Raw genomic sequence first — 25,770 nt, 5'->3', positions numbered from 1 at the left:
ATCGGCCCGGGCCGTACCTGGGAGGGTGTGGAGAAATTAGATGAGCGATCCGCTCGGCCCTGGCAGCCCCGCCGCCACCGGTGACCCCGGTGAGCGCGCGGGGCTGCCCGCCGCTCAGACAGCCACAGAGACCAGCACAACAGCGGAGACCAGCACAACCACGGAGGCCGGCATCTCCAGCACATCGCCACCGACCGGCACCCCTCGGCAGCCCGCCGAACCACCCCACCCGCCCGGCGACGCCGGCGGCGGCTTCGTCCAGCGCGGCGACCGGATCTTCGCCGGCCTGGCCACCGGCTCCGGCTGGTTCATCGTCCTGCTGATCGGCGCGATCGGGCTGTTCCTGCTCATCCAGGCCGTACCGTCGCTGCTCGCCGACCAGGCCAACTTCCTGACCAGCCGGGAGTTCAACGCCGGCGACCCCAACGCCCTGCGCTTCGGCATCCTCGAGTTGCTGATGGTCACCGTCGAGGTGTCGGTGTTCGCGTTGGTGCTGGCGATGCCGGTGGGCCTGGGCATCGCGCTGTTCCTGACCCAGTACGCGCCGCGCAAGCTGGCCCGCCCGTTCGCCTACCTGGTGGACCTGCTGGCCGCGGTGCCGTCGATCATCTTCGGCCTCTGGGGGCTGCTGGTGCTGGCGCCGGTGATCTACCCGGTCGCCGAGTGGCTGAGTGGCAGCCTCGGCTGGCTGTTCCTGTTCCAGGCCCACCCGGACAACGTGCCGCTCAACCGGGGCGCCAACCTGTTCACCGCAGGCATCGTGCTGGCCGTGATGATCCTGCCGATCATCACCTCGATCACCCGTGAGGTGTTCGAGCGGACCCCCCGGATGCAGATCGAGGGCGCGCTGGCGCTGGGCGCGACCCGCTGGGAGGTCATCAGGACCACCGTGCTGCCGTTCGGCCGGGCCGGCTACGTCAGCGCGTCCATGCTCGGGCTGGGGCGGGCGCTGGGCGAGACGATCGCACTGATGATCATCCTCGCGGCCGTGAACGCGCCGTTCCGGGGCAGCCTGTTCGACGGCGGCGCCACCTTCGCTTCCAAGATCGCACTGTCCTTCGCGGAGCTGAACAACGCCCTGTCCGCCGGCGCGTACATCGCCGCCGGCCTGGTGCTGTTCGTGCTCACCTTCGTGGTGAACGCGCTGGCCCGCTCCATCGTGAACCGAAAGGCCGGTGGGTCGTGACCACCTCTCCACCCATCGACGCGCCGGCGATCCGTCCGGCCTTCACCAGCATCAGCACCGGCCGCAAGGTCCGCAACGGGGTCGCGACGGGGCTGGTCACGCTGGCCTTCGCGCTCGCCGTGGTACCCCTTGTGTGGGTGATCTACACGGTGCTGGCCAAGGGCGCCGGGGTCATCGTCAACATCAACTGGTGGTTCCAGTCGCTGAACGGGTTGCTGGCCCGGCAGATGGGCGGCGGGGTGTACCACGCGATCTACGGCACCCTGGTGCAAGGCCTGGTGTGCGCGGTGATCGCCACCCCGATCGGCGTCATGGTGGCCATCTACCTCGTCGAGTACGGCGGAGTGGGGAAGGCGCAGACCAGGCTCTCCCGGGCGACCACGTTCATGGTCGACATCCTCACCGGCGTCCCGTCCATCGTGGCCGCCTTGTTCGTCTATGCAGTGTGGATCTCCATACTCGGGCTGCCGCGTAGCGCGCTCGCGGTGTCGCTGGCCCTGGTGCTTCTCATGATCCCGGTGGTGGTGCGCTCCACCGAGGAGATGCTCAAGATCGTGCCGCACGACCTGCGCGAGGCGTCCTACGCGCTGGGCGTGCCGAAATGGCGCACCATCGTCAAGGTGGTCGTCCCGACGGCGTTGTCCGGCATGCTGACCGGCATCGTGCTGGCGCTGGCCAGGGTGATGGGCGAGACCGCTCCGGTGCTGATCCTGGTGGCCTACGCGCCGTACATCAACTTCGACATCTTCGGCGGCAACATGGCGTCGCTGCCGCTGGTCATGACCGTCGAGCGGAGCAACCCGACGGACGCGGGAGCGGCTCGTATCTGGGGCTCCGCCCTGACTCTCATCCTGATCATCACCATCTTCCAGCTGATCGCGGCCGCGCTGTCCAAGCTGACCGCGCCGAAGACGAAATGAGGATCTGATGGCCAAGCGGCTGGACCTCAAGGACGTGGACATCTACTACGGCACGTTCCACGCGGTGAGCAGCGTGAGCCTGACCGTGCCGCCGCGCAGCGTGACGGCGTTCATCGGGCCGTCGGGCTGCGGCAAGTCCACCGTGTTGCGCACCCTGAACCGGATGCACGAGGTCATCCCGGGCGCGCGGGTGGAGGGCCAGGTGCTGCTGGACGGCGAGGACATCTACGCCGGCGCGGTGGACCCGGTGGCGGTGCGGCGCACCATCGGCATGGTGTTCCAGCGACCCAACCCGTTCCCCACCATGTCCATCAGGGACAACGTGGTGGCCGGCATGAAGCTGCAGGGCGTGCGGGACAAGAAGAAGCTGGACGAGATCGCGGAGCGCTCGCTGCGCGGCGCGAACCTGTGGAACGAGGTCAAGGACCGGCTGGGCAAGCCCGGTGGCGGCCTGTCCGGCGGTCAGCAGCAGCGGCTGTGCATCGCCCGCGCCATCGCGGTGCAGCCGGACGTGCTGCTGATGGACGAGCCCTGCTCCGCGCTGGACCCGATCTCCACCCTGGCCATCGAGGACCTGATCGGCGAACTGAAGAAGTCCTACACGATCGTCATCGTGACGCACAACATGCAGCAGGCCGCCCGGGTCAGCGACCAGACCGCGTTCTTCAACCTGCGCGCCACCGGCGAGCCGGGCCGCCTCGTCGAGATCGACGACACCGAGAAAATCTTCTCCAACCCCACTGAGCGGGCCACCGAGGATTACATCTCCGGCCGCTTCGGATAAAATAATGCACCGCGCGGCTTGAGTACTTCTACTCAAGCCGCGCGGTTATCGCCCTGTGCTCCAGTTTTCCCGGATATTATCTTTGCGACCGCAAGACTATTCGAAACTGGTGGCACATGAAGCGTCAAGCACTCCTGGTCGGCGTGCCGGCGGTAGCCATTACCGTCCTCTGTATCCCGCAGGCGAGCGCGCGAGAGAACAGCACGCCCGGCCCGGACGGCATCACGGTCTCGGAAATTGAAAACTGCTCGTACGGCGTCCAGGGGATACCTATGGGGGGTACGTCGAGCGGCGGCGGGACGCCGGTTCTGGGCATCAAGTTCAACGGGTACATGACCGGTTCCGATGCGCAACAGGACTGCAATGCGTACGCGCAGGTAGCCGTTGCCTGGGGTGACAACAAGGAGCGCGTGATGCCCGCGCGAATCAATGGCCCATTTGATCGCGACAACTACGTCACCGCGGTCTCTTCGCCCGACGGCAGTGGAATACACGTGTTGGGCAGGAAGATCCGGACGTGCAAAGGCGACCGATGCGCGGATTGGTCAACCTGGCACAAGTGACCCGGTTGGTCGTGAGTGGCTAGGGTCGCTATGGCGGCCCTAGCCACTCACGGGTCAGGGGGTTTCGGGGGACGGCATTTCGCCGGTGATGACGTAGACCATGCGGCGGGCCACGGCGACGGCGTGGTCGCCGTAGCGCTCGTAGAAGCGGGCCAGCAGGGTGACGTCGACGGCGGCGGCCACGCCGTGCGTCCAGTCCCGGCCCATCAGCACGGTGAACATGTGCCGGTGCAGGTCGTCCATGGCGTCGTCGTCGGACTCGAGCTGCTTGGCGCGTTCCACGTCGGGGTGGCGGATCACGTCGGCGGCCTTGCGGGCCAGCTCGAAGGCGACCTTGCCCATCTCGGCGAAGTACGGTTTGACCTCCTCGGGGACCACGTCGGCGGGGTGGCGGCGGCGGGCGGCGCGGGCCACGTGCAGCGCGAGGTCGCCCATCCGCTCCAGGTCGCCGGCGGCGTGGATGGTGCTCACCACCACGCGCAGGTCGCCCGCGACCGGGGCCTGCAGCGCGAGCAGCGCGAACGCATCCTCCTCGGCCTGGTTGCGCAGCTCGTCGACCCTCAGGTCCTCGGAGATGACCTCTTCGGCCAGCGGCAGGTCGGCGTTCAGGAGAGCGTCGGTGGCCTTGCGCATGGCGCTGGCCACGGTCTCAGTCATGATCGCCAGCTGCTCGGCGAGCCCGTCAAGCTTGGACTGGTAAGCGTCACGCATGGCACGAGCGTATGCGTAGCGAGTCACCCGATCAGCAGCGCAAGGTGAACGGAAGGTGAACGTCGAGTGGCGTACGGTCGATTAGGCCGGTCAGTCGCATGACATGGCGGCCGCGGTGAGTATCTGCGGTCCGCTCGGGGCGGTCGCGATCCCGGCCATCGGCGCGGCCCTGACCTGACCGTCGAACCCGTCGCCGAGCACCAGGTCGAGCTGGCCGACGGTGCCGGGGGCGGGCTCGGTGAGCGCGGACGGCACGGCGGCGGCGAGCGCGGCGGCCTGCTCGGCGCGGTCCGGGGAGTGCCTGATCACGGTGCGGCCGCCGGGCGCGGGCGGGGCGTTGCCGACCGAGGCCACGGTGAACCCGAGCGTGCGCAGCGAGTCGGCGGCCTGGTTGCCCAGCCCCTTGCGGGCGGAGGCGTTGCGGATGTTCACCGTGACGGCCCTGGGCGGGAGCTGGTTGGCGATCAGGCGGTTCGGGGTGCGGCCGTCCGCGTTGTCGCCGGTCGGCAGCGGCCGCTTGGTGCGGACCGCGTCGAACAGCGCGAGCGCCGGCTCCACCTGCAGCAGCTCGTTGCCCTGCAGGTCGGGCTGGCCGGAGGTGGGCACCGTGACGAAGGAGACCTGGCTCGGGTCCACCGTGCGGATCGACCCGGCCAGCGCGCCCAGCGCCTCCAGCCCGGAGTTGTCGCTGTGGGTGCTGGTCCCGAACGCGGTCACCAGGCCGTCCAGCCCGTTGAAGTCGGCCAGCACCTGGTCGGATCCGGCCTTGTCGAGCAGCGCGGCGAGCAGCATCTGCTGGCGCTGGAGCTGTCCCACGGTCGGGCTGGGGTCGCCCTGCACGTGCCGTGCACGGGCGAAGGCGAGCGCCCGGTCGCCGGTCAGCACCGCGCCGCCCGGGCTCGGCACCACCGGCCCGAGCTGGCCGTCCAGCACCGGCTTCGGCAGGCAGATCGGCACCCCGTGCACCGCGTCGGCCATGTCCTTGATGCCGGCGAGGTCGACGTCGGTGTAGTGGTTGACGGCCATGCCGGTGAGCTTCTGGATCGTCTTGGTCATGCAGCGCGGCCCGCCGATGGTGTACGCGCTGGCCAGCTGCACGCCGGACTGGGCCGGCGAGGTGCCGCCGGGGTAGCCGCCGCTGGCCTGGCTCCACCTGTCGCAGCTCGGCCGGTCCACCGCGAGGTCGCCGGGGAAGGCCAGCATGACGACCCGGTCGCGCTTGGCCGGCACGTGCGCCAGCAGGATCGTGCCGGGGCCGCCGGGGTGGGTGCCGGGTGCGAGCGCGGGCGCCGGGACGGCCGTCGGGAGCACGCCGGGCAGCGGGCCGCCGCGCGCGCCGGCCTGGGGGTTGCTCGGGTCCAGGCCGACCAGCAGGTAGTTCTGGTCGCCGGCCTGCGAGGCGGGGTCGACGATCGCCTCCGAGCCCGGGTCCAGGGCGGCCACCGTGCGCAGCTTGCCGTCCAGCCAGGCCCGGGTGCCCCAGCCGGCCGCCGTGGCCAGGAACAGCGACAGGGCGGCGGCCAGCGTGATGCCCTTGGCGGTGCGGCGCAGCCAGCGCGGGGTCCGGGGCGGCTTGTCGTCCTCGGTGTCCGGGGCGGCGTCGGCGGTGCGGTCGACCACCGGCAGCCCTCGGGTCCGGCTGACCCGCTCGGTCATCTCCCTGCCCAGCCCGGCGTGGATGGCGGTCAGCCTGGTGAGGCTCTCGTCGATCCGTTGGGTGCGCAGCTCGAAGCCGCGCTCATCGTCGCCCGGGGTGTCGGGGGGTGCGGGGGGCACCGGGGGTACGGGCGGTTCGGGTTCCGCCGGGGGCTCCGGTTCGACGGTGTGCTGAACGTCCCGACTCGGTGTGCCAGGAGCCCCGACTCGCGGAGGTTCGGCCGGCGGTGGTGGGACGTCGGCGGGGACCTTGGGCACGATGTCGGTGGGCGAGTCGTCCGGTGGGGCCTTGCCCAGCTGGGCGAACAGGTTCGCGGACAGGTCGGACGGCAGCATGACGCGGCGGGCGAAGCCGATTTCGGCCGGCGGCTCGGGCTGGCTCCGGACGGGCTGGCTCTGGACGGACTGGACGGGCTCGGCGGGCGCGGGCGGCTCCGGCGGTTCGGGTACGAACTGGTCGGCGTCCTCCGGCTCGGAGATCGGCACTGGCGGCTCGTCGGCCACCGGTGGCTCGTCGTCCAAGCCGTGCCGCCTGGACGCACCGCCGTCGGCCGACTCGTTCGCCACCCCGTGCCGGGCCAGCAGGTCGGCGACGCTCAGGCCTTCGGGGGCGTCGGTGTCGTGGCGGTGGCGACGCGAGCGGGGACCCGCTTCGTCCTCCTCGCCGCCGTGGTTCACCGCCGCCTCCCCGCCGCGAGCTGATTGTTGCGGAATGCTAACCGCTGCCGCCCCGCGCCGATCGCACGGGGTCTGCCTGATAAGTCCTGGTCACGCGCCGCTTCGGCGGCCGCCTCAGTAGTCCAGGGACGCCGGCTGGGGTATGTCCCGGCGGGCTCCCGCCGCGCCGGCCAGGGCCACCGTGCCGCTCTCCTCGCGGAACGCCACCGCGTTGCGGCCGGCGCCCTTGGCCGCGTAGAGCAGCACGTCGGCCCCGACTAACAGCTGCTCCACATCGGGCGGCTGGGCGACCGTGTGCGCCACACCGGCGCTCACCGTCACCCGCAGCTCCGGGTCCAGCTCCAGCCAGCGGTGCCTGTCGATCCGGATCCGCGCCCGCTCGCATACCGCGACCGCCTCGGTCGGGTCGCACCCTGGCAGCACCAGCGCGAACTCCTCGCCGCCGTAGCGGGCGCAGAACGCGCCCTCCGGCAGCGCGGCGCCCAGCTCGGCCACCACCCGCTGCAGCACCCGGTCGCCGAACGGGTGCCCGTACCTGTCGTTGACCTTCTTGAAGTGGTCGATGTCCACCATGGCCAGGCCCATCCCGGACCTGGCCACCGACGGGTCGTCCAGCAGGGTGGCCAGCCGGTCGTCCAGGTAGCGGCGGTTGTAGCTGGCGGTGAGGAAGTCGCGCCGGGCCTGCTCGTGGACCATCGCGTGCTCGCGGCGCAGCCGGTCCAGCTCGGCGCGCACCAGGTGCGGGCGGTGCTCGGGGCCGGCCATCAGCTCGACGGCGCTGCGCAGCCGCTGGTAGGCGTCCTCCCAGTAGCCGAGGCTGGCCAGCTCCTCGGACGCGGTGATGTGCGCCTGCACCGGATCGGAGTCCAGGTGCGCCTCCGGCACCTCGACCGGCGCGTCGAAGCGCACGTCCAAGTGGGGCTGCAACGAGGCACCCGGGTGCGAGGCGGCGATGCGCGCAGCCCCGGCCGGACCCTCCTTACGGGGAGAGGGTCGCTCGGCCGTGTGGCCGCGCCGCTGTGCACTCACGTGGCATCCACCTCCTCACGGCCCATCGTCCGTGCTGTCCCGTCCGTTTACCGGTGATCACACTCGTTGTCCTGAGCATTTCGCCCGTGTGAGCGATGAAGCCTGTGAATGTGCCCAACACGCGCTAACCCCCGGAGTCGGCGAGCTCGGCTCCGCCGGGCACGGTGAGGTCGTCGGGGTCGTCCAGCCAGCCCTCCGGCAGCACCACCCGCCCCGGCGAGCCCTGGCGCCCGCGCGGGCCGTCCACGTCCTCGGCCACCGCCGAAGGGTCCAGCCCGCCGAGCAGCTCGTCCAGCTCGTCCAGGGACGAGACCATGCCCAGCCGGCGCCTCGGCCCGGAGCCGACGGGGAAGCCCTTGAGGTACCAGGCCACGTGCTTGCGCAGGTCGCGGATGCCCTTGTCCGGGCCGTGCAGCTCGGTGAGCAGCCGCGCGTGGCGGGCCAGCGTGGCGGCCACCTGGCCCAGCCTGGGCGCCGGCGGGGGCGGCTGGCCGCGCAGCGCCGCCTCCAGCTCGCCGAACAGCCACGGCCGGCCGAGGCAACCCCGGCCGATCACCACCCCGTCGCACCCGGTGGCCGCCATCAGCGCCAGCGCGTCGGCCGCGCTGAACACGTCGCCGTTGCCGAACACCGGCAGCTCGGCGGGCAGCTCGGCGCGCAGCCGCGCGATCGCCGACCAGTCGGCCCGCCCGGAGTAGCGCTGGGCGGCGGTGCGGGCGTGCAGGGACACGGCGGCCACTCCGGCGTCGGCGGCGGCGCGCGCGGCCCTCAGGTAGGTCTGGTGCTGCTCGTCGATGCCGATGCGCATCTTCACGGTGACCGGCACCCCGGCCGGTGCGGCCGCGTGCACGGCGGCCGCCACGATCCGCTCGAACAGCCGGCGCTTGTACGGCAGCGCCGCGCCGCCGCCGCGCCTGGTCACCTTGGGCACCGGGCAGCCGAAGTTGAGGTCCACGTGGTCGGCGAGGTCCTCGTCGGCCACCATCCGCACGGCGGCCGCCACGGTCGCCGGGTCCACGCCGTAGAGCTGCAGCGACCGGGGCCGCTCCTCGGGCGCGAACCGGATCATCCGCAGCGTCTCGGCGTTCCGCTCGACCAGCGCCCGCGAGGTGATCATCTCGCACACGTACAGCCCGGCGCCGTACTCCCGGCACAGCCGGCGGAACGCCAGGTTCGTGATGCCCGCCATCGGGGCGAGAACGACCGGCGGATCAACCTGGAACGGTCCGATCCGCGGCGTCGCCCGCGTGGGGGCGGGCGCGGTCAGCTGCGCCACCCGCCCGGCCACCCGCCGGCCACCAACCCGGTCACGAGCCCGACGGTACCGGGCCGGGTGAACCCGCCCGACGTCCACTCCACGGGAGGCCAGCGGGGCGCGGTCAACGGTGACCCAAGGCCACCACCCTGCCGCCCGAAGCGGTGAAGGCCCGGTTCAACGCGGTGACCGGTGATATCAAGCAATATGAAGATCTGTCACCGGGGCCTCAGGTGGCCTCGGGAGCGGCCGCGGAGGGCGCGCGGGCGCGGCCGGGGCGCCCGCACGGCCAACCCGACGGGTCGGCGCGCCTGATGGAACGCGGGCGCGTTGTGCGGTGAACTCAGTGTTTCTGGACGGGTGCTGGGCCATACTGTCACCCGATCAGGGAGGACAGCTCTCGACAGCAGGAGAAGAAGTCCGCAGATGCCGCAGCGTCCCACCCCGTACCCGCGCACCGAACTGCCCTCGGTGGTGCCCGGCGAGGTGGTCGAGATCCCGCGCCCCCGGCCGGAGCGCCCGGACACCACCGAGCCGGAGGCCGGCCCGAGGGTGACCATCCTGAGCCTGCGCGAGGTGCGCCCGGTCGCGGACTTCGGCGGGCTGCTGGAGGCCGAGGACGTGCTGCGCGACGCCCTGTCCGCCGGGCTGTACCGGGTCATGGTGTCCTCGCCGAGGTACACCCGCCCGCCGCTGGACCGCCGGGAGGTGCGCCGCCTGCTGGCCAGCACCCGGCTGGCCCGCCCGTACCGGATCGAGCACCACCAGTGGCTGGGCGAGCCGGCCGACGTGCTGGTCGTGCTCGCGCGCGACCTGGCGGACGCCTCGGTGCTGGTCGGCGTGCCGGACTGGCACCGGCTCGCGGAGTACGTGATCGTGCACGTCTCGGTGGTCACCGAGTACGAGCTGCGCCGCTACCCGGAGCTGGTCGGGCAGCTGCGCCGGCGGGTGGACGCGCTGTTCAGCGGCAGCGAGATGCCGCCGCTCGGGCACCTGCTCTCGGACCGATTACGCACCGTCGGGGTGGTGCCGCCGCTGCTCGACGTGCTGGCGTTCCCGGCCAGGGAGCAGTCCGAGCGCAACATCGACATCTTCAGCCCCGGTGTCGACCCGCCCGGCCAGCACCTGCTGCTGCGCCAGTGGGCCAGCGCGCACGACGGCAAGTACCAGCAGGACATCGGCCAGCTCGGGCTGATCACCTCGCTGGCCCAGCACCGCCGGATCTTCACCACGATGGCCACCCGGTCGCGGCTGTTCCTGACCAACTACGACCAGTTCGGCCACCGCAAGCACGCCGGCGCGCACCGCGAGGTCGGGCCCCGGTTCTACGAGGCGATGGCCGCCGGCTGCGCGCTGGCCGGTGACCTGCCGATCTCGTCGCGCCAGTTCGGCGAGTACGTGTCGGCCGCGGCGCCGATGCACTTCCCGATGACCGCCGACCGGCTGCCGGCCGAGGTGGCCGCCGCGCTGGCCGACCCGGCGGAGAGCGAGCGGCTGGGCACCACCGCCAGGGAGGCCGCGCTGCGCTACAACGACGTCGCGCACCGCTGGCGGGAGATGGCCGCGCTCGCCGGCATCCCGCTCTCGCCCGGCATCGAGACCCGCATCAACCACCTGGACAAGCTCGCCGACGAGCTGTGGTCGTGACTCACTGGCGCTTGAGCGCGATGTCCGAGCGGTAGTGCGAGCCGGGCAGGCGGATCTTGGCCACCCGGCGGTAGGCGTCCTCGCGCGCGGCCGTCAGGTCCGAGCCGGTGCCGACCACGGACAGCACCCGCCCGCCCGAGCTGACCACCGCGCCGTCGTCGCGCCGGCGGGTGCCCGCGTGCAGCACGCCGTCCGCGTCCGCGCCGACGATCACGTCGCCGATCCGGGGCGTGCCCGGGTAGCCCTCGGCGGCCAGCACCACGACGACCGCCGCGCCCGGCGCCCAGTCCAGCGCGAGCTGTTCGGCCAGCCGGCCGGTGGCGGTGGCGTGCAGCAGCCCGGCCAGCGGGGTGCGCAGCAGCGGCAGGATCGCCTGGGTCTCCGGGTCGCCGAAGCGGCAGTTGAACTCCACCACTGCCGGGCCGGTCGAGGTCAGCGCCAGCCCGGCGTAGAGCAGCCCGGAGAACGGCGTGCCGCGCGCGTCCAGCTCGGCCACCACCGGCTCGACGATCGTGCTCACCACGTCGTCGGCCAGCGACGCCTCGGCCCACGGCAGCGGCGCGTAGGAGCCCATCCCGCCGGTGTTCGGGCCGGTGTCGTCGTCGCCCACCCGCTTGAAGTCCTGCGCGGGCAGCAGCGGGCGCACGGTGCGGCCGTCCACCAGGCAGAACAGCGAGACCTCCGGCCCGTCCAGGAACGACTCCAGCAGCACCGGGTGGCCGGCGTCGAGCAGCGTCATGGCGTGCGCCCTGGCCTCGTCGAGGTCGGAGCTGACGACCACGCCCTTGCCGGCGGCCAGCCCGTCGTCCTTGACCACGTACGGCGGCTCGAACCGGGCCAGCGCCGCGTCCAGGTGCGCCGGGTTGTCCACCGTCTCGGCGTGCGCGGTGGGCACCTTCGCGGCGGACATGACGTCCTTGGCGAACGCCTTGGAGCCCTCGATGGCGGCGGCCGCCGCGCTCGGGCCGAAGCAGGCCACGCCGGCCGCGCGCACCGCGTCGGCCACCCCGGCCACCAGCGGCATCTCCGGCCCGATCACCACAAGGTCGGCGTGCCACTGGCGGGCCAGCCCGGCGACCTGCTCGCCGTCGGTCGGGTCGGGCAGCCCCAGCCGCTCGGCCACGGAATGGACGCCGGCGTTGCCGGGGGCGCAGGCCAGCGCCGTGACGGCCGGATCCTGCGCCATGGCCAACACCAGGGCGTGCTCGCGGGCTCCAGCCCCTATCACCAGGACTCGCACGGGCGCGAGCCTAGGCCGTGCGCCGTTTCGCGTGTTCCCCGGCCGTCCCGTACGTTACGTTCAGCACACCTGACGGCGCAGGTCAGGCAATGTTCACCCGGTGTTAACGCGGCCGCCGGTCGTTCACCTGACCGACCGGCTCCGGCACCCCCGCCGTCGCGGCGTCGTCGAGTCCACGCACAATCGTGGCCGACATGGCCTCCCTCGTAGCGACCGAGCCGGCCGCGCTCGAGCTCTCGCTGACCACGCAGCTGCCGCTGATCATCGGCCACCGGGGCGCCAGCGGCTACCGCCCCGAGCACACCCTGGCCGGCTACGAGCTGGCCGCCCGGCTCGGCGCCGACTTCCTGGAGCCCGACCTGGTGAGCACCGCCGACGGCGTGCTGGTGGCCAGGCACGAGCCGGAGATCGGCGGCACCACCGACGTGTCCGCGCACCCGGAGTTCGCCGACCGGCGGTGCACCAAGCTCATCGACGGGCAGCTGCGCCACGGCTGGTTCGCCGAGGACTTCACGCTGGCCGAGCTGCGCACGCTGCGCGCCATGGAGCGGATCCCGGACACCCGGGGCCGCAACACCCGCTTCGACGGGCGCTACACAGTGCCCACCTTCGCCGAGGTGCTCGCGCTCGCGGTCCGGCTGTCCGAGGAGCTGGGCCGCACCGTCGGCGTCTACCCGGAGACCAAGCACCCCGGCTACCACGCCTCGATCGGCCTGCCGCTGGAGCCGACCCTGGTCCGCCAGCTCCGCGACGCCGGCCTGGACCGCCCGGACGCGGCGGTGTTCGTCCAGTCCTTCGAGACGGCCAACCTGCGCGAGCTGGCCGCCGTGCTCAAGGTGCCGCTGGTGCAGCTGGTCGACCCGGACGACCCGCCCGCCGACCTGGTCGCCGCCGGCCTGCCCGCCGACCACCGCACGATGCTCTGCCCGGACGGGCTGCGCGAGATCGCCGAGTACGCCACGGTGCTCGCGCCGGACAAGAACCTGGTCGTGACCCCGGACGGGGTGCCGACCACGCTGCTGGCCCACGCGCACGCCGCCGGCCTGCGCGTGCACCCGTACACCTTCCGCAACGAGAACCGCTTCCTGCCGGCGTCACTGCGCTCGGCGACCGGCCCGAACGGCCACGGCGACGCGGTGGCCGAGCTGGCCCGCTTCCTCACCCTCGGCGTGGACGCCGTCTTCGCCGACCACCCCGACACGGCCGTCTTCGCCCGCGCCGAACACCTGACCGGCTAGACCAGGCGTTCGTCGAGGTAGCACCAGCGCCAGGTCTCGCCGGGTTCGAACGAGCGCATGACCGGGTGGTGGTCGGCGCGGGCGTGCGCGGCGGCGTGGCGGTGCGGGCTGGAGTCACAGCAGGCGACGTGGCCGCACTCCAGGCAGATGCGCAGGTGCGCCCAGACGTGCTCGTCGGCCGCCAGGCAGTCGTAGCAGCCCTCGGTGGTGTCCGGCGCCGGCTCGGTCCAGCCCGGCGCGTCGATTTTCTCGGTGTGCTGGCAGCTCACTGGTCTGGCCTTCCTTGCTTCGAGCGCATCGATCGTGCTCACCGGGGTGCATAGCGGCCCGGCACGGTCCATCCTTCCCGATGTGGAAGGTGTACCGCTGATTGCGCTGCTGATCGGGTCGCTCGCGGTGACCGCCGTGTGCCGGCGGCTCCGGGTGGCCCCGCCGCTGGTGCTGGTGGTGGTCGGCATCGCCGTGTCGTTCCTGCCGTTCGTGCCCGACTTCCGGATCAACCCGGACATCGTGCTGCTGCTGGTGCTCACGCCGCTGCTCTACTCCGCCGCCCTGGACTCCTCGTACCTGGGCTTTCGGGCCAACCTGCGCCCGATCGGGCTGCTCGCGGTCGGGCTGGTGATCTTCACCACGGCCGCGGTCGGGGTGGCCGCGTGGTGGCTCATCCCGGGGTTGCCGCTGCCGGCCGCGCTGGTGCTCGGCGCGGTGGTGGCGCCGCCGGACGCGGTGGCCGCCGTCACGGTCGGCCGCCAGCTCGGGCTCCCCAGACGGGTGATGACGGTGCTGGCCGGCGAGAGCCTGGTCAACGACGCCACCGCGCTGACCCTGTTCCGGGTCGCGGTGGCGGCGGCAGCGGGCGCGAGCTTCTCGCTGCTGTCCGGGGTGGGCATGTTCCTGGTCGCCGGCGTGGGCGGGGTGGCGATCGGGCTGGCCATGGCCTGGGTGGTGCACCGGATCCGGGTGCGGCTGAACGACCCGCCGATCGAGAGCGCGCTCGGGCTGGTGGTGCCCTTCGCCGTCTACCTGGTCGCCGAGGAGGTGCACGCGTCCGGCCTGCTCGCGGTCGTGGTGGCCGGCCTCTACCTGGGCCACCGCGCCCCGCAGACCGGCTACGCCACCCGGCTGCAGGACGACGCGGTGTGGCGGGCCTCGGACACCGTGCTGGAGTCGATCGTGTTCGCGCTGATCGGCCTGCAGCTGACCACGGTGGTCCGCGAGGTCGGCGCGGTCGGCCCGCTGGTGGTGGTCGGGCTGGCGCTGACCGGGGTGGCCGTGCTGGCCCGGATCGTCTGGGTGTACCCGGCGACCTACGTGCCCCGGCTGCTGATGCCCAAGCTGCGCGCCCGCGACCCGTACCCGAACTGGCGGACCCCGGCGGTGCTCTCCTGGGCGGGCATGCGGGGCGTGGTGTCGCTGGCCGCCGCGTTCGCCATCACCGCGCAGGTGCCGCAGCGGGAGAAGCTCATCTTCCTGGCGTTCGTGGTCACGGTGGCCACTTTGCTCCTGCACGGCACCACGCTGCCCTGGCTGATCCGCCGCCTCGGCGTGCACGGCGCGGAGTCCGCCTCCGACGCGCTCGCCGAGGCCGAGGCCCAGCACGCCGCCGGCCGCGCCGCCGTGGCCAGGCTCGACGACCTGGCCGAGGACGGCGACGCCGCGATCGAACGCACCGTCCAGAAGCTGCGCTACCTGGCCCAGATGCGCACCAACTCGTCCTGGGAACGCCTGGGCCGCGACGCCTCGGAGACCGGCGAGAGCCCGAGCGCGGCCCACCGCCGCCTACGCCGCGCCATGGTGGCCGCCGAACGCGAAACCTTCGTCAGGTTCCGCGACGAACGCCGCATCGACGACGAGGTCCTCCGCAGGGTCCTGCGCGAGCTGGACCTCGAAGAAGCCATGCTCAGCAGGGACGACTGACCAGCCGTGAGTGGCTAGGGGTGCCATAGCCCCCTTAGCCACTCACGGCCTTTCGATGGTCTGGTCGCGCCCGGGCCCGACGCCGATCGCGGACACCTTCGCGCCGATCATCTCCTCCAGCCGCAGCACGTACGAGCGCGCGTTCGCGGGCAGCTCGTCGAACGTCTGGCACCGCGAGATGTCCTCCCACCAACCGGGGAACTCCTCGTATACGGGCACGGCGTGGTGCACGTCCGTCTGCGTCATCGGCATCTCGTCGCAGCGGCGCCCGTCCACCTCGTACGCCACGCACACCGGCACCTTCTCCAGCCCGGACAGCACGTCCAGCTTGGTCAGGAAGTAGTCGGTGATGCCGTTCACCCTGGTCGCATACCGCCCGATCACCGCGTCGAACCACCCGCACCGGCGCGGCCGGCGGGTGTTCACCCCGACCTCGCCGCCGACCTTGCGCAGGTGCTCGCCCATCGCGTCGTGCAGCTCCGTCGGGAACGGGCCGGAGCCCACCCGCGTGGTGTACGCCTTGAGGATGCCGATCACGCGGTCGATCCGCATCGGCCCGATCCCGGCGCCGACCGCCGCGCCCCCCGCCGTGGGGTTGGACGAGGTCACGAACGGGTAGGTGCCGTGGTCGACGTCCAGCAGGGTGCCCTGCGAGCCTTCCAGCAGGACGGTTTCGCCCGCGTCCAGCGCCTGGTTGAGTAGCAGGCGGGTGTCCGCGATCAGGTGCTCGATGCGGCGGCCGGCGGCCTGCACGGTGTCCAGCACCTCGTCCAGGTCCAGCGCGCGCCGGTTGTACACCTTGACCAGCACCTGGTTCTTGTACTCCAGCGCGGCCTCGACCTTCTGGCGCAGGATCTTGGCGTCCAGCAGGTCGGCGGCGCGGACGCCGACGCGGGCGATCTTGTCCTGGTACGCGGGGCCGATGCCCCGGCCGGTGGTGCCGATCTTGGCCTTGCCCAGGTACCGCTCGCTGACCCGGTCGATCGCTGTGTGGTACGGCATGATCAGGTGGGCGTCCGCCGAGAGCAGCAGGCCGGAGGTGTCCACCCCGCGCTCCTGCAGGCCGCCCAGCTCGTCGATCAGCGCGCCGGGGTCGACCACCACCCCGTTGCCGATCACGTTGCGAACCCCCGGGGTGAGGATCCCGGACGGGATGAGCTTGAGCGCGTAGTCCTGCCCGTCAGGGAGCACCACCGTGTGCCCGGCGTTGTTGCCGCCCTGGTAACGCACCACCCACTGGACCTGGCCGCCGAGCAGGTCGGTGGCCTTCCCTTTGCCCTCGTCGCCCCACTGGGCGCCGATCAACACAATCGCGGGCATGTCAGTCCGACCCCAATCCCGGTTTCGGCTCGTTTCTCGGTATCACGCACTACCGGGGCCGTCATGGGGCCCCTGAGAGCCTAACTCAACGAGCCCGGGACGGCGGTACCCAAGCAGCGTGCTATCACACACGCCGGCCCCGGCCGTGTGCGAAGCTGCCGAGCATTATGACGATCCTGGCGCTGCGCTGCAGTTCCTGGCCGGGCGGCGAGCTGCCCGTGCCGGACGACGTGGTGGTCCGCGAGCTGGCCGGCCGGCCGGAGCGCGCCGACGTGGACCCGCTGCTGGCCGAGCTGGCACCGGACCGCGTCGTGGTGGCGGGTACGGACGGTGACCTCGCCGCGGTGGTCCTGCGCCTGCTGCGTACCGAGCGGCTGGCGTCCGTGGCGGTGGCCTACCTCCCCGCGTCGGCGGACTCGGCGGTGGCCGCCACCTGGGGCCTGCCCACCGACCCAACGCAGGCGGTCACCCTGGCGCTACACGGCGAGCCGGACCGGGTGCCGCTGATCAGGGACGACGCCGGCGGAATCCTGCTCGGCCGGGGCGAGGTGCGCCCGGCGCGCGGCGTCGTCTACTGCGACGACGAGCTTGTCCTGCGCGGCCAGGCGAACCGCCTGGAGGTCACCCCAATCGCCCCGGTCGGCGTGGACGTCCGAGCGGTACGCGTAGGCCTACTAGGACGAAAGGTGCGCGCCGCCACGGGCCGAGCCGTCCAAATCGGCTGCCTACCGGCCACCGTCCTCCACGACGGCGCCCCCCACCCCCGCCCCGTAACCCGCTGGACCTGGTACAAGCACACCGAGGACCTCCGCCTAGTCCGCGGCCAGCCCTGACATCGGCTCGCACACCCAGTTCGTACCCCGCACACCCGCTGCAGCGCGTGTGCCACGTACACACCGGATGTGCGAGCCCCTAGTCGTTGGCCGGCGCGTCGCGGGGCGCGGGCGTGGCGGCGGTGGCGGCCGGCGTGTGGACCTCGTCGACCGCGCCGGTGGTGAGGTCGAACACGAACCCCCGGACCTCGGTGTCCGCGCGCAGGAACGGGCTGGTGCGCAGCTGCTGCATGCCGTGGCGGACGTGTTGGGCCGGGTCGGGGAAGGTGCCGGGGCGCCAGGTCGGCGGCTGGCCGGTCTCGTGGGCCAGCTCGGCGACGAACTCGTCGTCGGTGAACGAGAGCATGCCGCAGCCGGTGTGCGCGATGAGGATGACGTAGCGGGTGGCGAGCTTGCGCTGGCTGATGGCCAGCGAGCGGATCACGTCGTCGGTCACCACGCCGCCCGCGTTGCGGATCACGTGCGCGTCGCCGATCCGCAGCCCGAGCACACCGAACGTGTCGATGCGAGCGTCCATGCAGGTCACGACCGCGAGCCGTTCCAGCGGCGTGGCGGCAAGGTTCCGCACCACCCCGGCCGGGTTGGGTCGGCGGGACAGCAGCTCTTCCATGCTCATGGTGCGAAACCTCTCAGCGCGTCGTTATCGGTGGCTCAGACTCGGGCACATCGGTAACCGGCGCGTCCGCCGGCGGCGGCTAACCGGAAGCGACCACCGCCTCGGCGATCTCGTAGGTGTTCAGCGCGGCGCCCTTGCGCAGGTTGTCGCCGCAGAGGAACAGCTCCAGGGTGTTCGGGAAGTCCAGCGCCTGACGGATCCGGCCCACCCAGGTCGGGTCGCCGCCCACGGTGTCGGCCGGCGTGGGCCACTGGCCGGCGGCTGGGTCATCGCGCAGCACGATCGAGGGCTGGGCGGCGAGCACGGCGCGCGCCTTGTCCACGGACACCTCCGAGCCGAACGTGGCGTGCACGGCCAGCGCGTGCGTGGTCACCACCGGCACCCGCACGCACGTCGCGGACACCTTCAGGGACGGGATGCCCAGGATCTTGCGCGACTCGTTGCGGACCTTCAGCTCCTCGGACGACCAGCCGTCGTCCTTCAACGAACCGGCCCACGGCACCACGTTCATGGCCAGCGGCGCCGGGAACGGCGAGTCCGACCCGAGCCCGGCCTCGGCCAGCGCCTCGGCCACGTCCCCGGCGCGCACCCCGACCTCCTTGCCGCCCACGGCGGCCAGCTCGGCGTAGAGCCGATCCACGCCGACCTGCCCCGCCCCGGACGCGGCCTGGTACGAGGCCACCACCAGCTCGCGCAGCTCGAACGCCCGGTGCAGCGCGCCCATCGCGGCCATCATGGACAGCGTCGTGCAGTTCGGGTTGGCGATGATGCCCTTCGGCCGCTCCGCCACCTGGTGGGCGTTCACCTCGGGGACGACCAGCGGCACGTCCGGATCCATCCGGAACGCCCCGGAGTTGTCCACCGCGACCGCCCCGCGCGCCGCCGCGACCGGCGCCCACTCGGCGCTGACCTCGTCCGGCACGTCGAACAGCGCGACGTCCACCCCGTCGAACACCTCGGGCGCCAGCTCCCGCACGGTGACCTGCTCACCGCGAACTGTCAGCACCTTGCCCGCCGACCGGGCCGAGGCCACCAGCCGGATCTCCGACCACGGCACGCTCTCCCGCGCATCGATGATGTCGATCATTGTGGAACCCACCGCCCCGGTGGCGCCCACGATTGCCAATACGGTCACGAGATCACCGACCCGATCCAGCGTGCACGACAGCCTCCTCCTCGCCGCCCAGCTCGAACGCGTCGTGCAGCGCGCGCACCGCGTCGTCGAGCTGATCCTCCCGGCAGAGCACCGAGATGCGAATCTCCGAGGTGTTCATCGTCTCGATATTGATACCCGCCCGCGACAGAGATTCGCAGAACGTGGCGGTGACCCCCGGGTGCGAGCGCATCCCCGCGCCGACCAGCGACACCTTGCCCACGTTGTCGTCGTAGATGACCTCGTCGAAGCCGATCTCGTGGCGTGCCTTCGTCAGCGCCGAGACCGCCGTAGGCCCGTCCGAGCGGGGCAGCGTGAACGTGATGTCGGTGCGCTTGTCGGACTCGTGCGAGATGTTCTGCAGCACCATGTCGATGTTGATGTCCGCGTCCGCCACCGTCCGGAAGATCTTCGCGGCGTGACCGGGCGTGTCCGGAACGCCGGTGACCGTGACCTTTCCCTCGGAACGGTCGTGCGCGACGCCCGTCAAGATGGCCTGTTCCATCGGGATGTCCTCCAGCGAGCCGGTGATCAGCGTGCCTGGCTTGTCGTTGTATGAAGAGCGCACCCGCAGCGGCACCTGATACCTCCGCGCGTACTCCACCGCGCGCAGGTGCAGCACCTTCGCCCCGCACGCGGCCAGCTCCAGCATCTCCTCGTAGCAGACGGTGTCCAGGTGGTGCGCGTTGCGCACGATGCGCGGGTCGGCGGAGAAGACGCCGTCCACGTCGGTGTAGATCTCGCAGACGTCGGCCTGCAGGGCGGCGGCCAGCGCGACCGCTGTGGTGTCCGAGCCGCCCCGGCCGAGCGTGGTGATCTCCTTGGAGTCCCCGCTCATGCCCTGGAAGCCGGCCACCAGGACCACGGCGCCCTCGTTCAGCGCGGCCTTGAGCCGGCCGGGGTTGACCTCCAGGATCCGGGCGTCGCCGTGCTTGGACGTCGTGATCATGCCGGCCTGCGAGCCGGTGAACGAGCGCGCCTCGGCGCCCAGCGCGTGGATCGCCATGGCCAGCAGCGCGTTGGAGATCCGCTCGCCCGAGGTGAGCAGCATGTCCAGCTCGCGCGGCGGCGGGGCCGGGCTGACCTGCTCGGCCAGGTCGATCAGCTCGTCGGTGGTGTCGCCCATCGCGGACGCGACCACCACCACGTCGTGGCCTTCCTTGCGGGCGCGGACGATCCGTTCCGCCACCCGCTTGATTCGCTCGGCATCCTGCACGGAGGATCCGCCGTACTTCTGTACGACAAGAGCCACCTGCGATCGCCTCCAGTCACCGTTGGGGGTCTGCCGGCCCTCGCCCAACCGGGTGACCAGGCGCGCCGTGCGTCTGTTTAGTTCAGTTTCGCGAACCCACCCTACCGACGCTGGTACGCATCACTAGCCTTCATGGTTCAGCCCACACAGTCGAAGGACAGGCGCCAGGGGGTTGTCTCAGTGGCAGTGACCGAGCCGGCGGTGGACGCCAACCGGACCGACGCTCCCGACCCCACCCCCGACCCGGAACTGCTCGCCCGCGCCTCCCGGCTGCTCGAGGTGACCGCTCCCGCACTGGTCTTCCTGGGGGTACGGCTGGTCGGGGTGCTCATCCTGGGCTGGCAGACCGAGGTGAACGGCGGCCTGCTGCTGTCCAGGCTCTCGGTCTGGGACGGCCAGTGGATGCTGGCCATCGCCGGCGGCGGGTACTCCGGCGTGCCGCACGGGCTGGTGGACGCGTTCGGCCACCGCGACCCGACCACCCCGCTGGCGTTCTTCCCCGGCTACCCGGCCGCCGTGGCGGTGGTGCGGTTCGTGACCGGGGCCAACCTGGTGGTCGCCGGGCTGATGGTGTCGCTGGTCGCCGGCGTGGTGCTGGCGTACGGGCTGGCGCGGCTGGGCGAGCTGGTGCCCGGCGGCTCGCGGCGGGTCGGGCTGCTGCTGGTCGCGCTGGTGGCGGCGGCGCCGATGGGCGTGGTCTGGAGCATGACGTACTCGGAGGGGCTGTTCTGCGCCTTCGTGGTCTGGGCGCTGGTCGCGGTGCTGCGGCGCAACTGGGTGCTCGCGGGCTGCTGCACGGCGCTGGCCGGGACGATCCGGCCGACCGGGGCCGCGCTGCTGCTCGCGGTCGGGCTGGCCGCTTTGGTCACGGTGTTCAGGCGCGAGGACGGCTGGCGGCCCTGGGTGGGCGGGATGATCGCCCCGCTCGGGCTGGTCGGCTACCTGGGGTTCGTGGCGTCCCGGACGGGGTCGCTCGGCGGCTGGTTCGAGCTGCAGGAACGCGGCTGGAGCTCGGGCTTCGACGGCGGCGCGGCGACCTGGGCGTTCACCGAGGAGGTGCTGGCCAGCGGGCGGTCGGTGCTGGAGGTGGTCACGGTCGGCGTGCTGGTCGGCGCCGTGGTGTTGCTGGCGGTCTGCTGGGCGCGGCGGGTGCCGTGGCCGCTGATCGCCTACGCGGCCGGGGTGCTGGCGATGACGCTGGCCTCGAACGGCCTGATGAACTCCAAGGCCCGGCTGGCGCTGCCGGCGGTGACGCTGCTGGTGCCGGTCGCGCTGGCGCTGGCGAAGCGGCGGCGGGCCACCGCGATGGCGGTGCTCACGGCGGTCACGCTGGCCTCGGCGTGGTTCGGCGGTTACGCGCTCACCGGCTGGTCGTACGCGATTTAATTCATAGGGAACTCACAGGCTTATTTCGAGAACGGCCCATCGAGGCACCCCCTCGGCCGTTTGATACGATCCTGAGAGTTTATAAGTAGTGTGAGGGGGTGCCTCCAATGTGCGCGAACCGCGTCTATGTGCACGTTGGGGCGCCGAAAACCGGCACCACGTTCGTCCAGGAAGTATTGTGGGCCAATAGGGACGCGCTGCGGCGGTCCGGCGTGCTTTATCCGGGCCTGAGCAAGGACGCCCAGTTCCACGCCGTCATGGACCTGCGGAAGGCGCATTACCAGGAGCACGCCAACCCGGCGGTGGCCGGCGCCTGGCGGCGGCTGGCGGACCAGGCCCGGTCCTGGCGCGGCGACGTGGTCCTCTCCCACGAGCTGTTCAGCATGCTCGACCAGCGGGAGGTCCGTGCCGCGCTGGCCGACCTGGCCTGGGCGGACGTACACGTGGTGCTCACCGCCCGGGACCTGGCCCGGCAGGTGCCCGCGGTCTGGCAGGAGGACGTCAAGAACCGGCAGACGCTCACGTTCGCGGAGTTCGCCCGCGAGCTGTCCGCGCCCGGTGAGCGGCCGCACTACCTGGTCGACCTGTTCTGGCGGCTGCAGGACATCCCGCGCGTGCTCGACGCCTGGGCCGAGAGCGCCGGCCGAGTGCACCTGGTCACCGTTCCGCCACCCGGAAGTAGGCCGAGCGAGCTGTGGACGCGGTTCAGTCGGGCGATCGATATCGCCCCGGACACCTGTGACATCGATCTCGTCGATAAGGCGAACCATTCGATGGGAATTGTCGAGACCAATGTGGTGCGCCGCCTCAACATCGCAATGGCGGACGGCCTCGACTGGCCCTCCTACGACGAGCTGGTGAAAGATTACCTGGCCGTCACCGTCCTGGCCCGCCGCGAATCCAGCGTCCCACTGCGGCTGCCCGCCACCGACCAGGAGTGGGTAACCCGCCGTTCCAAAGAGATGGTGGACACCCTCCGCGAACGTGACTACCCGGTCATCGGCGACCTGAACGACCTGATCCCCGCCGCGCCCGACCCCGAGCACCGCCACCCCGACGACGCCACCGACGCCGAGCTCCTGGACGCCGCGATCCACGCGCTCGCCGGCATGCTGCGGTGGTCGGCCGATCACACGCCGCCGAAGCAACCCGGATGGCGCCGCACGGCCGTCGAGCTGAGCCAACGCAACGCCGCCCTCGGCCAGCTCCGCCGCCGCTACCTGGTGGCGAAGGCGCGGCGCCGCGGGGGCCGATGACTTTCGCGGCCCTCCCCGGTCAACACCTCGGAGCACAACCATCCGAGCCCGGGAGGAACCGTGACCGAACACACCGCCCTACCCACCATCGTCGACCGGCAGACCTGGCAGGCCGCGCTCGACGACCTGCGCGCACGGGAGAAGGCCGCCACCCGTGAGCTGGACGCCATCGCCGCCCAACGCCGCCGGCTGCCGATGGTCGAGCTGCCGGACTACACGCTGATCGGCGAGGACGGCCCGATCCGGCTGGTCGACGTGTTCGACGGGCGCTCGCAGCTCATCGTCTACAACCACATGTGGTCCGACGGCGCCGAGTGGCAGTGCGGCGGCTGCACGGGCCTGACCTCGCAGTACGCCCGGCTGGGCGTACTGGACAACTACGACGCCCGCTTCGTCATCGTCACCAACGGGCCTATCGAGGAAGCGCTGGCCTACAAGGCCAAGGTCGGCAACACGATGGACTGGTACTCGTCCTCGGAAAGCTCGTTCGGCGCCGACGTCGACGCGCCTCCCGGCGGCGGCTTCGCGGTGAACGTGTTCCTCCGCGACGGCGACACGGTCTACCGCACCTGGCACACCAACGGCCGGGGCACCGAACAGCTCAGCTACACCTTCGCGTTGGTCGACATCCTGCCGTGGGGCCGCCAGGAGGAATGGCAGGACTCACCCGAGGGCTGGCCGAAGTCGCCCACCTACTCCAAGTGGCTCGACTCTCCCGATGTCGCCAGGCTCTACGGCCCGAAGTCGTGAGGCCGTCGAGCAGCGGCCACCTGCCGATCAACGGCCTGAGCCTCTACCACGAGGTGTACGGCGGGTCGACGGCGTCGCCGCTGCTGCTCATCCCCGGCGCGTTCATGTCCACCGAGTCGATGACGCCGTGGGTGTCCGCCTTCGCGCGCGACCGCACCGTGATCGTCTTCGACCAGCAGGGGCACGGCCGCACCCCCGACACGTCGCGCGCGATGTCCTACGAGCGGTTCGCCGACGACGCCGCCGCGTTGCTGCGCGCGTTGAACATCGAGCGCGCGGACGTGATGGGCTACTCGCAGGGTGGCGGGGTCGCGCTGCAGCTCGCGCTGCGCCACCCGGGGCTGGTCGACAAGCTGGTCACGCTGTCCGCCACCTACCGCAGGGACGGCTGGTACCCGTCGGTGCTGGAGGGCATCGAGGGTTCCAACGCCTCGGCGTTCGCCGGCACGTCCGTCGAGAGGGCGTTCAAGGAGCACACACCGGACGCCGCCGCGTTCGACGCCTACCTCGAGAAGGTGACGGTCCTGAACAACAACGACCAGCAGATCAGCGACGAGCAGATGCGTTCGATCTCCGCGAAGACGATGGTCATCGTCGGTGACGCGGACGCGGTGAAGCCGGAGCACGCGCTGGCGATGTTCAGGCTGCGCGGTGGCGGCGACGAGGCGGCGGCGGCCTCGGGCGCGCTGCCGGAGGCTCTCTCGGCGCGCCTGGTGATCCTCCCGGCGACGTCGCATGTCGGCATCTTCGGGGAGTCCGCGGTCCTGGTGCCGATGGTGAGCGCGTTCCTCGACGATGTGACGCCGGCGACCCCGGCTCTCTTTTAAGGAGCCCGGGCGGCGGCCGCGCACTCGGCCTGGCCGTGGCAGCTGCGCATGCGGACCAGGGTGTCGTGCAGCCGGGCGGCGGTGTCCGGGGGCAGCGTGGCGGCGATGTTGTTCAGTTGGCCGGGGTCGGTGGTGCGGTCGTAGTACTCGCGCTCGCCGTTGGCGTACTCGACGTAGGTGTAGCGGGCGGTGCGCAGGGCCTCGTAGCTGGGGGGATTGCCGCCGTACTTGCCGGGGAGGTCCGGGTCCGCCGGGTTGAGGACCGGCCCGTGGTGTTCGACCAGCGCGCCGGTCGGCCAGTCCGGCGGGTTCTGCCCGCGCAGGAGCGGGACCAGGCTGCGGCCGTCCACGTCGGGCGGCGGAGTGAGCCCGGCCAGCTCCTCGAACGTGGGGCGCAGGTCGATGTTCTGCGCGACGGCCGGGGTGGTGGTGTTGGGCGGGATGCCGGGGCCGGCCACCACGAGCGGCACCAGGACGTCGGTGTCGAACGCCGTGAGCTTGTCCGCGGTGAGCCGGTACTCGCCCATGTGGAAGCCGTTGTCCGAGTTGAAGATCAAGATCGTGTTGTTCGCCTGGCCGGTCGCCGCCAGCGTGTCCTGGATCGCGGCGACCAGGCGGTCCACCGCCTGCATGGACTGCACCCGCTTGCGGTACGCGTGGTCGATCTTGGCGATCTGCGGCGGGGTCAGCGGCGTGCGGGGGGCCAGCCAGCTCGGCGGGTTCGCGGGCAGGGTGTCGAAGGTCGGCCCGCGCGGGGCGATGAGCCCGGGGAACGCGCCGGCGTCCCGAGGCGCCGGGGTGTACGGGAAGTGCGGCGCGAAGGTGGCGACCTCGAGCATGAACGGGTTGCGTGCAGCGGCGGCGTCCCGGATGAACGCGGTGGCCTTGTTGGAGACCACGTCGGTCAGGTAGTCCGCCGGCTGGTGCCCGTAGTGCACCACTCGACGGTTCTCGTTCATGTCGTAGTTGAACTCGTTGTAGCCGTTGTCCGAGCCGTTCCAGTCCGACCATCCCGGCGGCACGTACGGCCCGTTGCTGCCCGGGAAGCCCCGGGTCGGATACCGGTTGAGGTACTTGCCCATGAACCCGGTGCGGTAGCCCGCCTTCTGCAGCGAGACGGCGAACGTCCTGTCCTCCTGGCCCCGTGCGTGGAACACGTCCCAGCCGCCGTCGGGGGCCTCATTGGTGAACACGCCGGTGTTGTGCGGGTAGCGGCCGGTGAGGATCGAGGACCGGGACGGGCAGCACAGCGAGTCGGTCACCGTGTAGTTCGTGAACGACATGCCCGCCTTCTGCAGGGCCTGCACGCGCGGCATGTGTTGCAGCAGGTTGCTGGACATGTCGTCGGTCAGCACGAACACGATGTTCGGCCGGGGGCCGGCGGGCGGCGCGGGCGGCGCAGCGGTCGGTGGAGGGGGCGCCGGGTTCGCCGGTGGGCTCGGCGGCGGGGCGGCGGCCGAACACCCGGCGATCAACGCCGACACGGCCAGCAACCCCGCAGTGAGCCGGATCCGCCAGTACACGGCCTGTTTGCGACCGTTGTTCAAAACGCC

Annotated in this window: 23 protein-coding genes; 12 read left to right on the top strand and 11 right to left on the bottom strand. The window is 71.7% G+C overall.

What is annotated here, in order from left to right:
- Positions 1–40: 40 nt before the first annotated feature.
- From pstC to N912_RS63950, 4 genes are all read left to right on the top strand, one after another.
- On the top strand, positions 41–1,186 hold the full coding sequence (pstC, locus tag N912_RS0131910; protein WP_084211381.1) for a phosphate ABC transporter permease subunit PstC: 1,146 nt from the start codon (positions 41–43) through the stop codon (positions 1,184–1,186).
- Positions 1,183–2,106 carry a phosphate ABC transporter permease PstA gene (gene pstA / locus N912_RS0131905; RefSeq protein ID WP_028925589.1) on the top strand — a complete coding sequence of 308 codons (924 nt, stop codon included), beginning with the start codon at positions 1,183–1,185 and terminating at the stop codon, positions 2,104–2,106. The genes pstC and pstA overlap by 4 nt, the downstream gene beginning before the upstream one ends.
- Positions 2,107–2,113: 7 nt before the next feature.
- A complete protein-coding gene (gene pstB / locus N912_RS0131900; protein WP_028925588.1) occupies positions 2,114–2,890 on the top strand; it encodes a phosphate ABC transporter ATP-binding protein PstB in 777 nt (258 codons plus the stop codon).
- A gap of 116 nt (positions 2,891–3,006) precedes the next feature.
- Positions 3,007–3,453: a hypothetical protein gene (locus N912_RS63950; protein WP_156994174.1), complete on the top strand. Its 447-nt coding sequence runs from the start codon at positions 3,007–3,009 to the stop codon at positions 3,451–3,453.
- A 54-nt stretch (positions 3,454–3,507) separates the two neighbouring features.
- Here the strand turns inward: N912_RS63950 and phoU are convergent, their stop codons facing one another.
- The 4 genes from phoU to dusB all read right to left on the bottom strand — a co-directional run bounded on the left by phoU (position 3,508) and on the right by dusB (position 8,815).
- Entirely contained in the window at positions 3,508–4,164 is a 657-nt protein-coding gene (gene phoU, locus N912_RS0131890; protein ID WP_028925586.1) for a phosphate signaling complex protein PhoU, read from the bottom strand.
- 90 nt (positions 4,165–4,254) lie between these two features.
- A complete protein-coding gene (locus tag N912_RS0131885) occupies positions 4,255–6,498 on the bottom strand; it encodes an LCP family protein (RefSeq protein ID WP_028925585.1) in 2,244 nt (747 codons plus the stop codon).
- Positions 6,499–6,612: 114 nt separating this feature from the next.
- Positions 6,613–7,425, bottom strand: a complete 813-nt coding sequence (locus tag N912_RS0131880; protein WP_245645551.1) for a GGDEF domain-containing protein — start codon at positions 7,423–7,425, stop codon at positions 6,613–6,615.
- A 226-nt stretch (positions 7,426–7,651) separates the two neighbouring features.
- On the bottom strand, positions 7,652–8,815 hold the full coding sequence (dusB, locus tag N912_RS0131875) for a tRNA dihydrouridine synthase DusB (RefSeq protein WP_245645549.1): 1,164 nt from the start codon (positions 8,813–8,815) through the stop codon (positions 7,652–7,654).
- Between the two features lie 393 nt (positions 8,816–9,208).
- Here dusB and N912_RS0131865 point away from each other — a divergent pair, with 393 nt between their 5' ends.
- Positions 9,209–10,429 carry a glycosyltransferase gene (locus tag N912_RS0131865; RefSeq protein WP_028925582.1) on the top strand — a complete coding sequence of 407 codons (1,221 nt, stop codon included), beginning with the start codon at positions 9,209–9,211 and terminating at the stop codon, positions 10,427–10,429.
- 1 nt (position 10,430) lies between these two features.
- Here the strand turns inward: N912_RS0131865 and purD are convergent, their stop codons facing one another.
- Positions 10,431–11,669: a phosphoribosylamine--glycine ligase gene (gene purD / locus N912_RS0131860; protein ID WP_028925581.1), complete on the bottom strand. Its 1,239-nt coding sequence runs from the start codon at positions 11,667–11,669 to the stop codon at positions 10,431–10,433.
- A 194-nt stretch (positions 11,670–11,863) separates the two neighbouring features.
- Here purD and N912_RS55980 point away from each other — a divergent pair, with 194 nt between their 5' ends.
- Positions 11,864–12,907, top strand: coding sequence for a glycerophosphodiester phosphodiesterase (locus N912_RS55980; RefSeq protein ID WP_084211400.1), 1,044 nt, complete (start codon positions 11,864–11,866; stop codon positions 12,905–12,907).
- Here N912_RS55980 and N912_RS65975 read toward each other — a convergent pair.
- Entirely contained in the window at positions 12,904–13,218 is a 315-nt protein-coding gene (locus N912_RS65975) for a UBP-type zinc finger domain-containing protein (protein ID WP_342670885.1), read from the bottom strand. The two genes, N912_RS55980 and N912_RS65975, sit on opposite strands and share 4 nt — an antisense overlap.
- A gap of 40 nt (positions 13,219–13,258) precedes the next feature.
- On the opposite strand from N912_RS65975, the gene N912_RS0131845 reads away from it, so the two are divergent.
- Positions 13,259–14,824, top strand: coding sequence for a Na+/H+ antiporter (locus N912_RS0131845; protein ID WP_028925579.1), 1,566 nt, complete (start codon positions 13,259–13,261; stop codon positions 14,822–14,824).
- Positions 14,825–14,866: 42 nt separating this feature from the next.
- On the opposite strand, the gene N912_RS0131840 is transcribed toward N912_RS0131845, so the two are convergent.
- A complete protein-coding gene (locus tag N912_RS0131840; RefSeq protein ID WP_028925578.1) occupies positions 14,867–16,144 on the bottom strand; it encodes an adenylosuccinate synthase in 1,278 nt (425 codons plus the stop codon).
- Positions 16,145–16,311: 167 nt separating this feature from the next.
- Between N912_RS0131840 and N912_RS0131835 the strand changes: the two genes are divergently transcribed.
- The gene (locus N912_RS0131835; RefSeq protein WP_028925577.1) at positions 16,312–16,977 is read left to right on the top strand and encodes a diacylglycerol kinase family protein; all 666 of its coding nucleotides are present in this window, start codon (positions 16,312–16,314) and stop codon (positions 16,975–16,977) included.
- Positions 16,978–17,056: 79 nt separating this feature from the next.
- On the opposite strand, the gene N912_RS55975 is transcribed toward N912_RS0131835, so the two are convergent.
- From N912_RS55975 to N912_RS0131820, 3 genes are all read right to left on the bottom strand, one after another.
- Positions 17,057–17,593 carry a beta-class carbonic anhydrase gene (locus N912_RS55975; RefSeq protein WP_051581087.1) on the bottom strand — a complete coding sequence of 179 codons (537 nt, stop codon included), beginning with the start codon at positions 17,591–17,593 and terminating at the stop codon, positions 17,057–17,059.
- 79 nt (positions 17,594–17,672) lie between these two features.
- Positions 17,673–18,728: an aspartate-semialdehyde dehydrogenase gene (locus N912_RS0131825; RefSeq protein ID WP_028925576.1), complete on the bottom strand. Its 1,056-nt coding sequence runs from the start codon at positions 18,726–18,728 to the stop codon at positions 17,673–17,675.
- A gap of 4 nt (positions 18,729–18,732) precedes the next feature.
- A complete protein-coding gene (locus tag N912_RS0131820) occupies positions 18,733–19,998 on the bottom strand; it encodes an aspartate kinase (RefSeq protein WP_028925575.1) in 1,266 nt (421 codons plus the stop codon).
- Positions 19,999–20,178: 180 nt separating this feature from the next.
- On the opposite strand from N912_RS0131820, the gene N912_RS0131815 reads away from it, so the two are divergent.
- The 4 genes from N912_RS0131815 (at position 20,179) to N912_RS0131800 (ending at position 24,217) form a co-directional block, all read left to right on the top strand.
- Entirely contained in the window at positions 20,179–21,384 is a 1,206-nt protein-coding gene (locus tag N912_RS0131815; RefSeq protein ID WP_245645547.1) for a hypothetical protein, read from the top strand.
- Between the two features lie 107 nt (positions 21,385–21,491).
- Positions 21,492–22,640 carry a hypothetical protein gene (locus N912_RS0131810; RefSeq protein WP_037067563.1) on the top strand — a complete coding sequence of 383 codons (1,149 nt, stop codon included), beginning with the start codon at positions 21,492–21,494 and terminating at the stop codon, positions 22,638–22,640.
- A 60-nt stretch (positions 22,641–22,700) separates the two neighbouring features.
- Positions 22,701–23,390, top strand: a complete 690-nt coding sequence (locus tag N912_RS0131805; RefSeq protein ID WP_028925572.1) for a DUF899 domain-containing protein — start codon at positions 22,701–22,703, stop codon at positions 23,388–23,390.
- Positions 23,387–24,217, top strand: coding sequence for an alpha/beta fold hydrolase (locus tag N912_RS0131800; protein WP_028925571.1), 831 nt, complete (start codon positions 23,387–23,389; stop codon positions 24,215–24,217). Before N912_RS0131805 ends, N912_RS0131800 begins: the two co-directional genes overlap by 4 nt.
- Here N912_RS0131800 and N912_RS0131795 read toward each other — a convergent pair.
- A complete protein-coding gene (locus N912_RS0131795; protein ID WP_245645545.1) occupies positions 24,214–25,764 on the bottom strand; it encodes a sulfatase family protein in 1,551 nt (516 codons plus the stop codon). The two genes, N912_RS0131800 and N912_RS0131795, sit on opposite strands and share 4 nt — an antisense overlap.
- Positions 25,765–25,770: the final 6 nt, after the last annotated feature.

Source organism: Actinospineispora acaciae DSM 45401 (assembly GCF_000620785.1).
GTDB lineage: Bacteria > Actinomycetota > Actinomycetes > Mycobacteriales > Pseudonocardiaceae > Pseudonocardia > Pseudonocardia acaciae.
This window is presented reverse-complemented; position numbering and strand designations above follow the sequence as displayed.

What these genes read in the sequence shown, in the direction of transcription:
- pstC (WP_084211381.1), top strand. Translation starts at nt 41, where the DNA reads ATGAGCGATCCGCTCGGCCCTGGCAGCCCCGCCGCCACCGGTGACCCC.
- pstB (WP_028925588.1), top strand. Translation starts at nt 2,114, where the DNA reads ATGGCCAAGCGGCTGGACCTCAAGGACGTGGACATCTACTACGGCACG.
- N912_RS63950 (WP_156994174.1), top strand. Translation starts at nt 3,007, where the DNA reads ATGAAGCGTCAAGCACTCCTGGTCGGCGTGCCGGCGGTAGCCATTACC.
- phoU (WP_028925586.1), bottom strand. Translation starts at nt 4,164, where the DNA reads ATGCGTGACGCTTACCAGTCCAAGCTTGACGGGCTCGCCGAGCAGCTG.
- N912_RS0131865 (WP_028925582.1), top strand. Translation starts at nt 9,209, where the DNA reads ATGCCGCAGCGTCCCACCCCGTACCCGCGCACCGAACTGCCCTCGGTG.
- N912_RS55980 (WP_084211400.1), top strand. Translation starts at nt 11,864, where the DNA reads ATGGCCTCCCTCGTAGCGACCGAGCCGGCCGCGCTCGAGCTCTCGCTG.
- N912_RS0131840 (WP_028925578.1), bottom strand. Translation starts at nt 16,144, where the DNA reads ATGCCCGCGATTGTGTTGATCGGCGCCCAGTGGGGCGACGAGGGCAAA.
- N912_RS0131835 (WP_028925577.1), top strand. Translation starts at nt 16,312, where the DNA reads ATGACGATCCTGGCGCTGCGCTGCAGTTCCTGGCCGGGCGGCGAGCTG.
- N912_RS55975 (WP_051581087.1), bottom strand. Translation starts at nt 17,593, where the DNA reads ATGAGCATGGAAGAGCTGCTGTCCCGCCGACCCAACCCGGCCGGGGTG.
- N912_RS0131810 (WP_037067563.1), top strand. Translation starts at nt 21,492, where the DNA reads ATGTGCGCGAACCGCGTCTATGTGCACGTTGGGGCGCCGAAAACCGGC.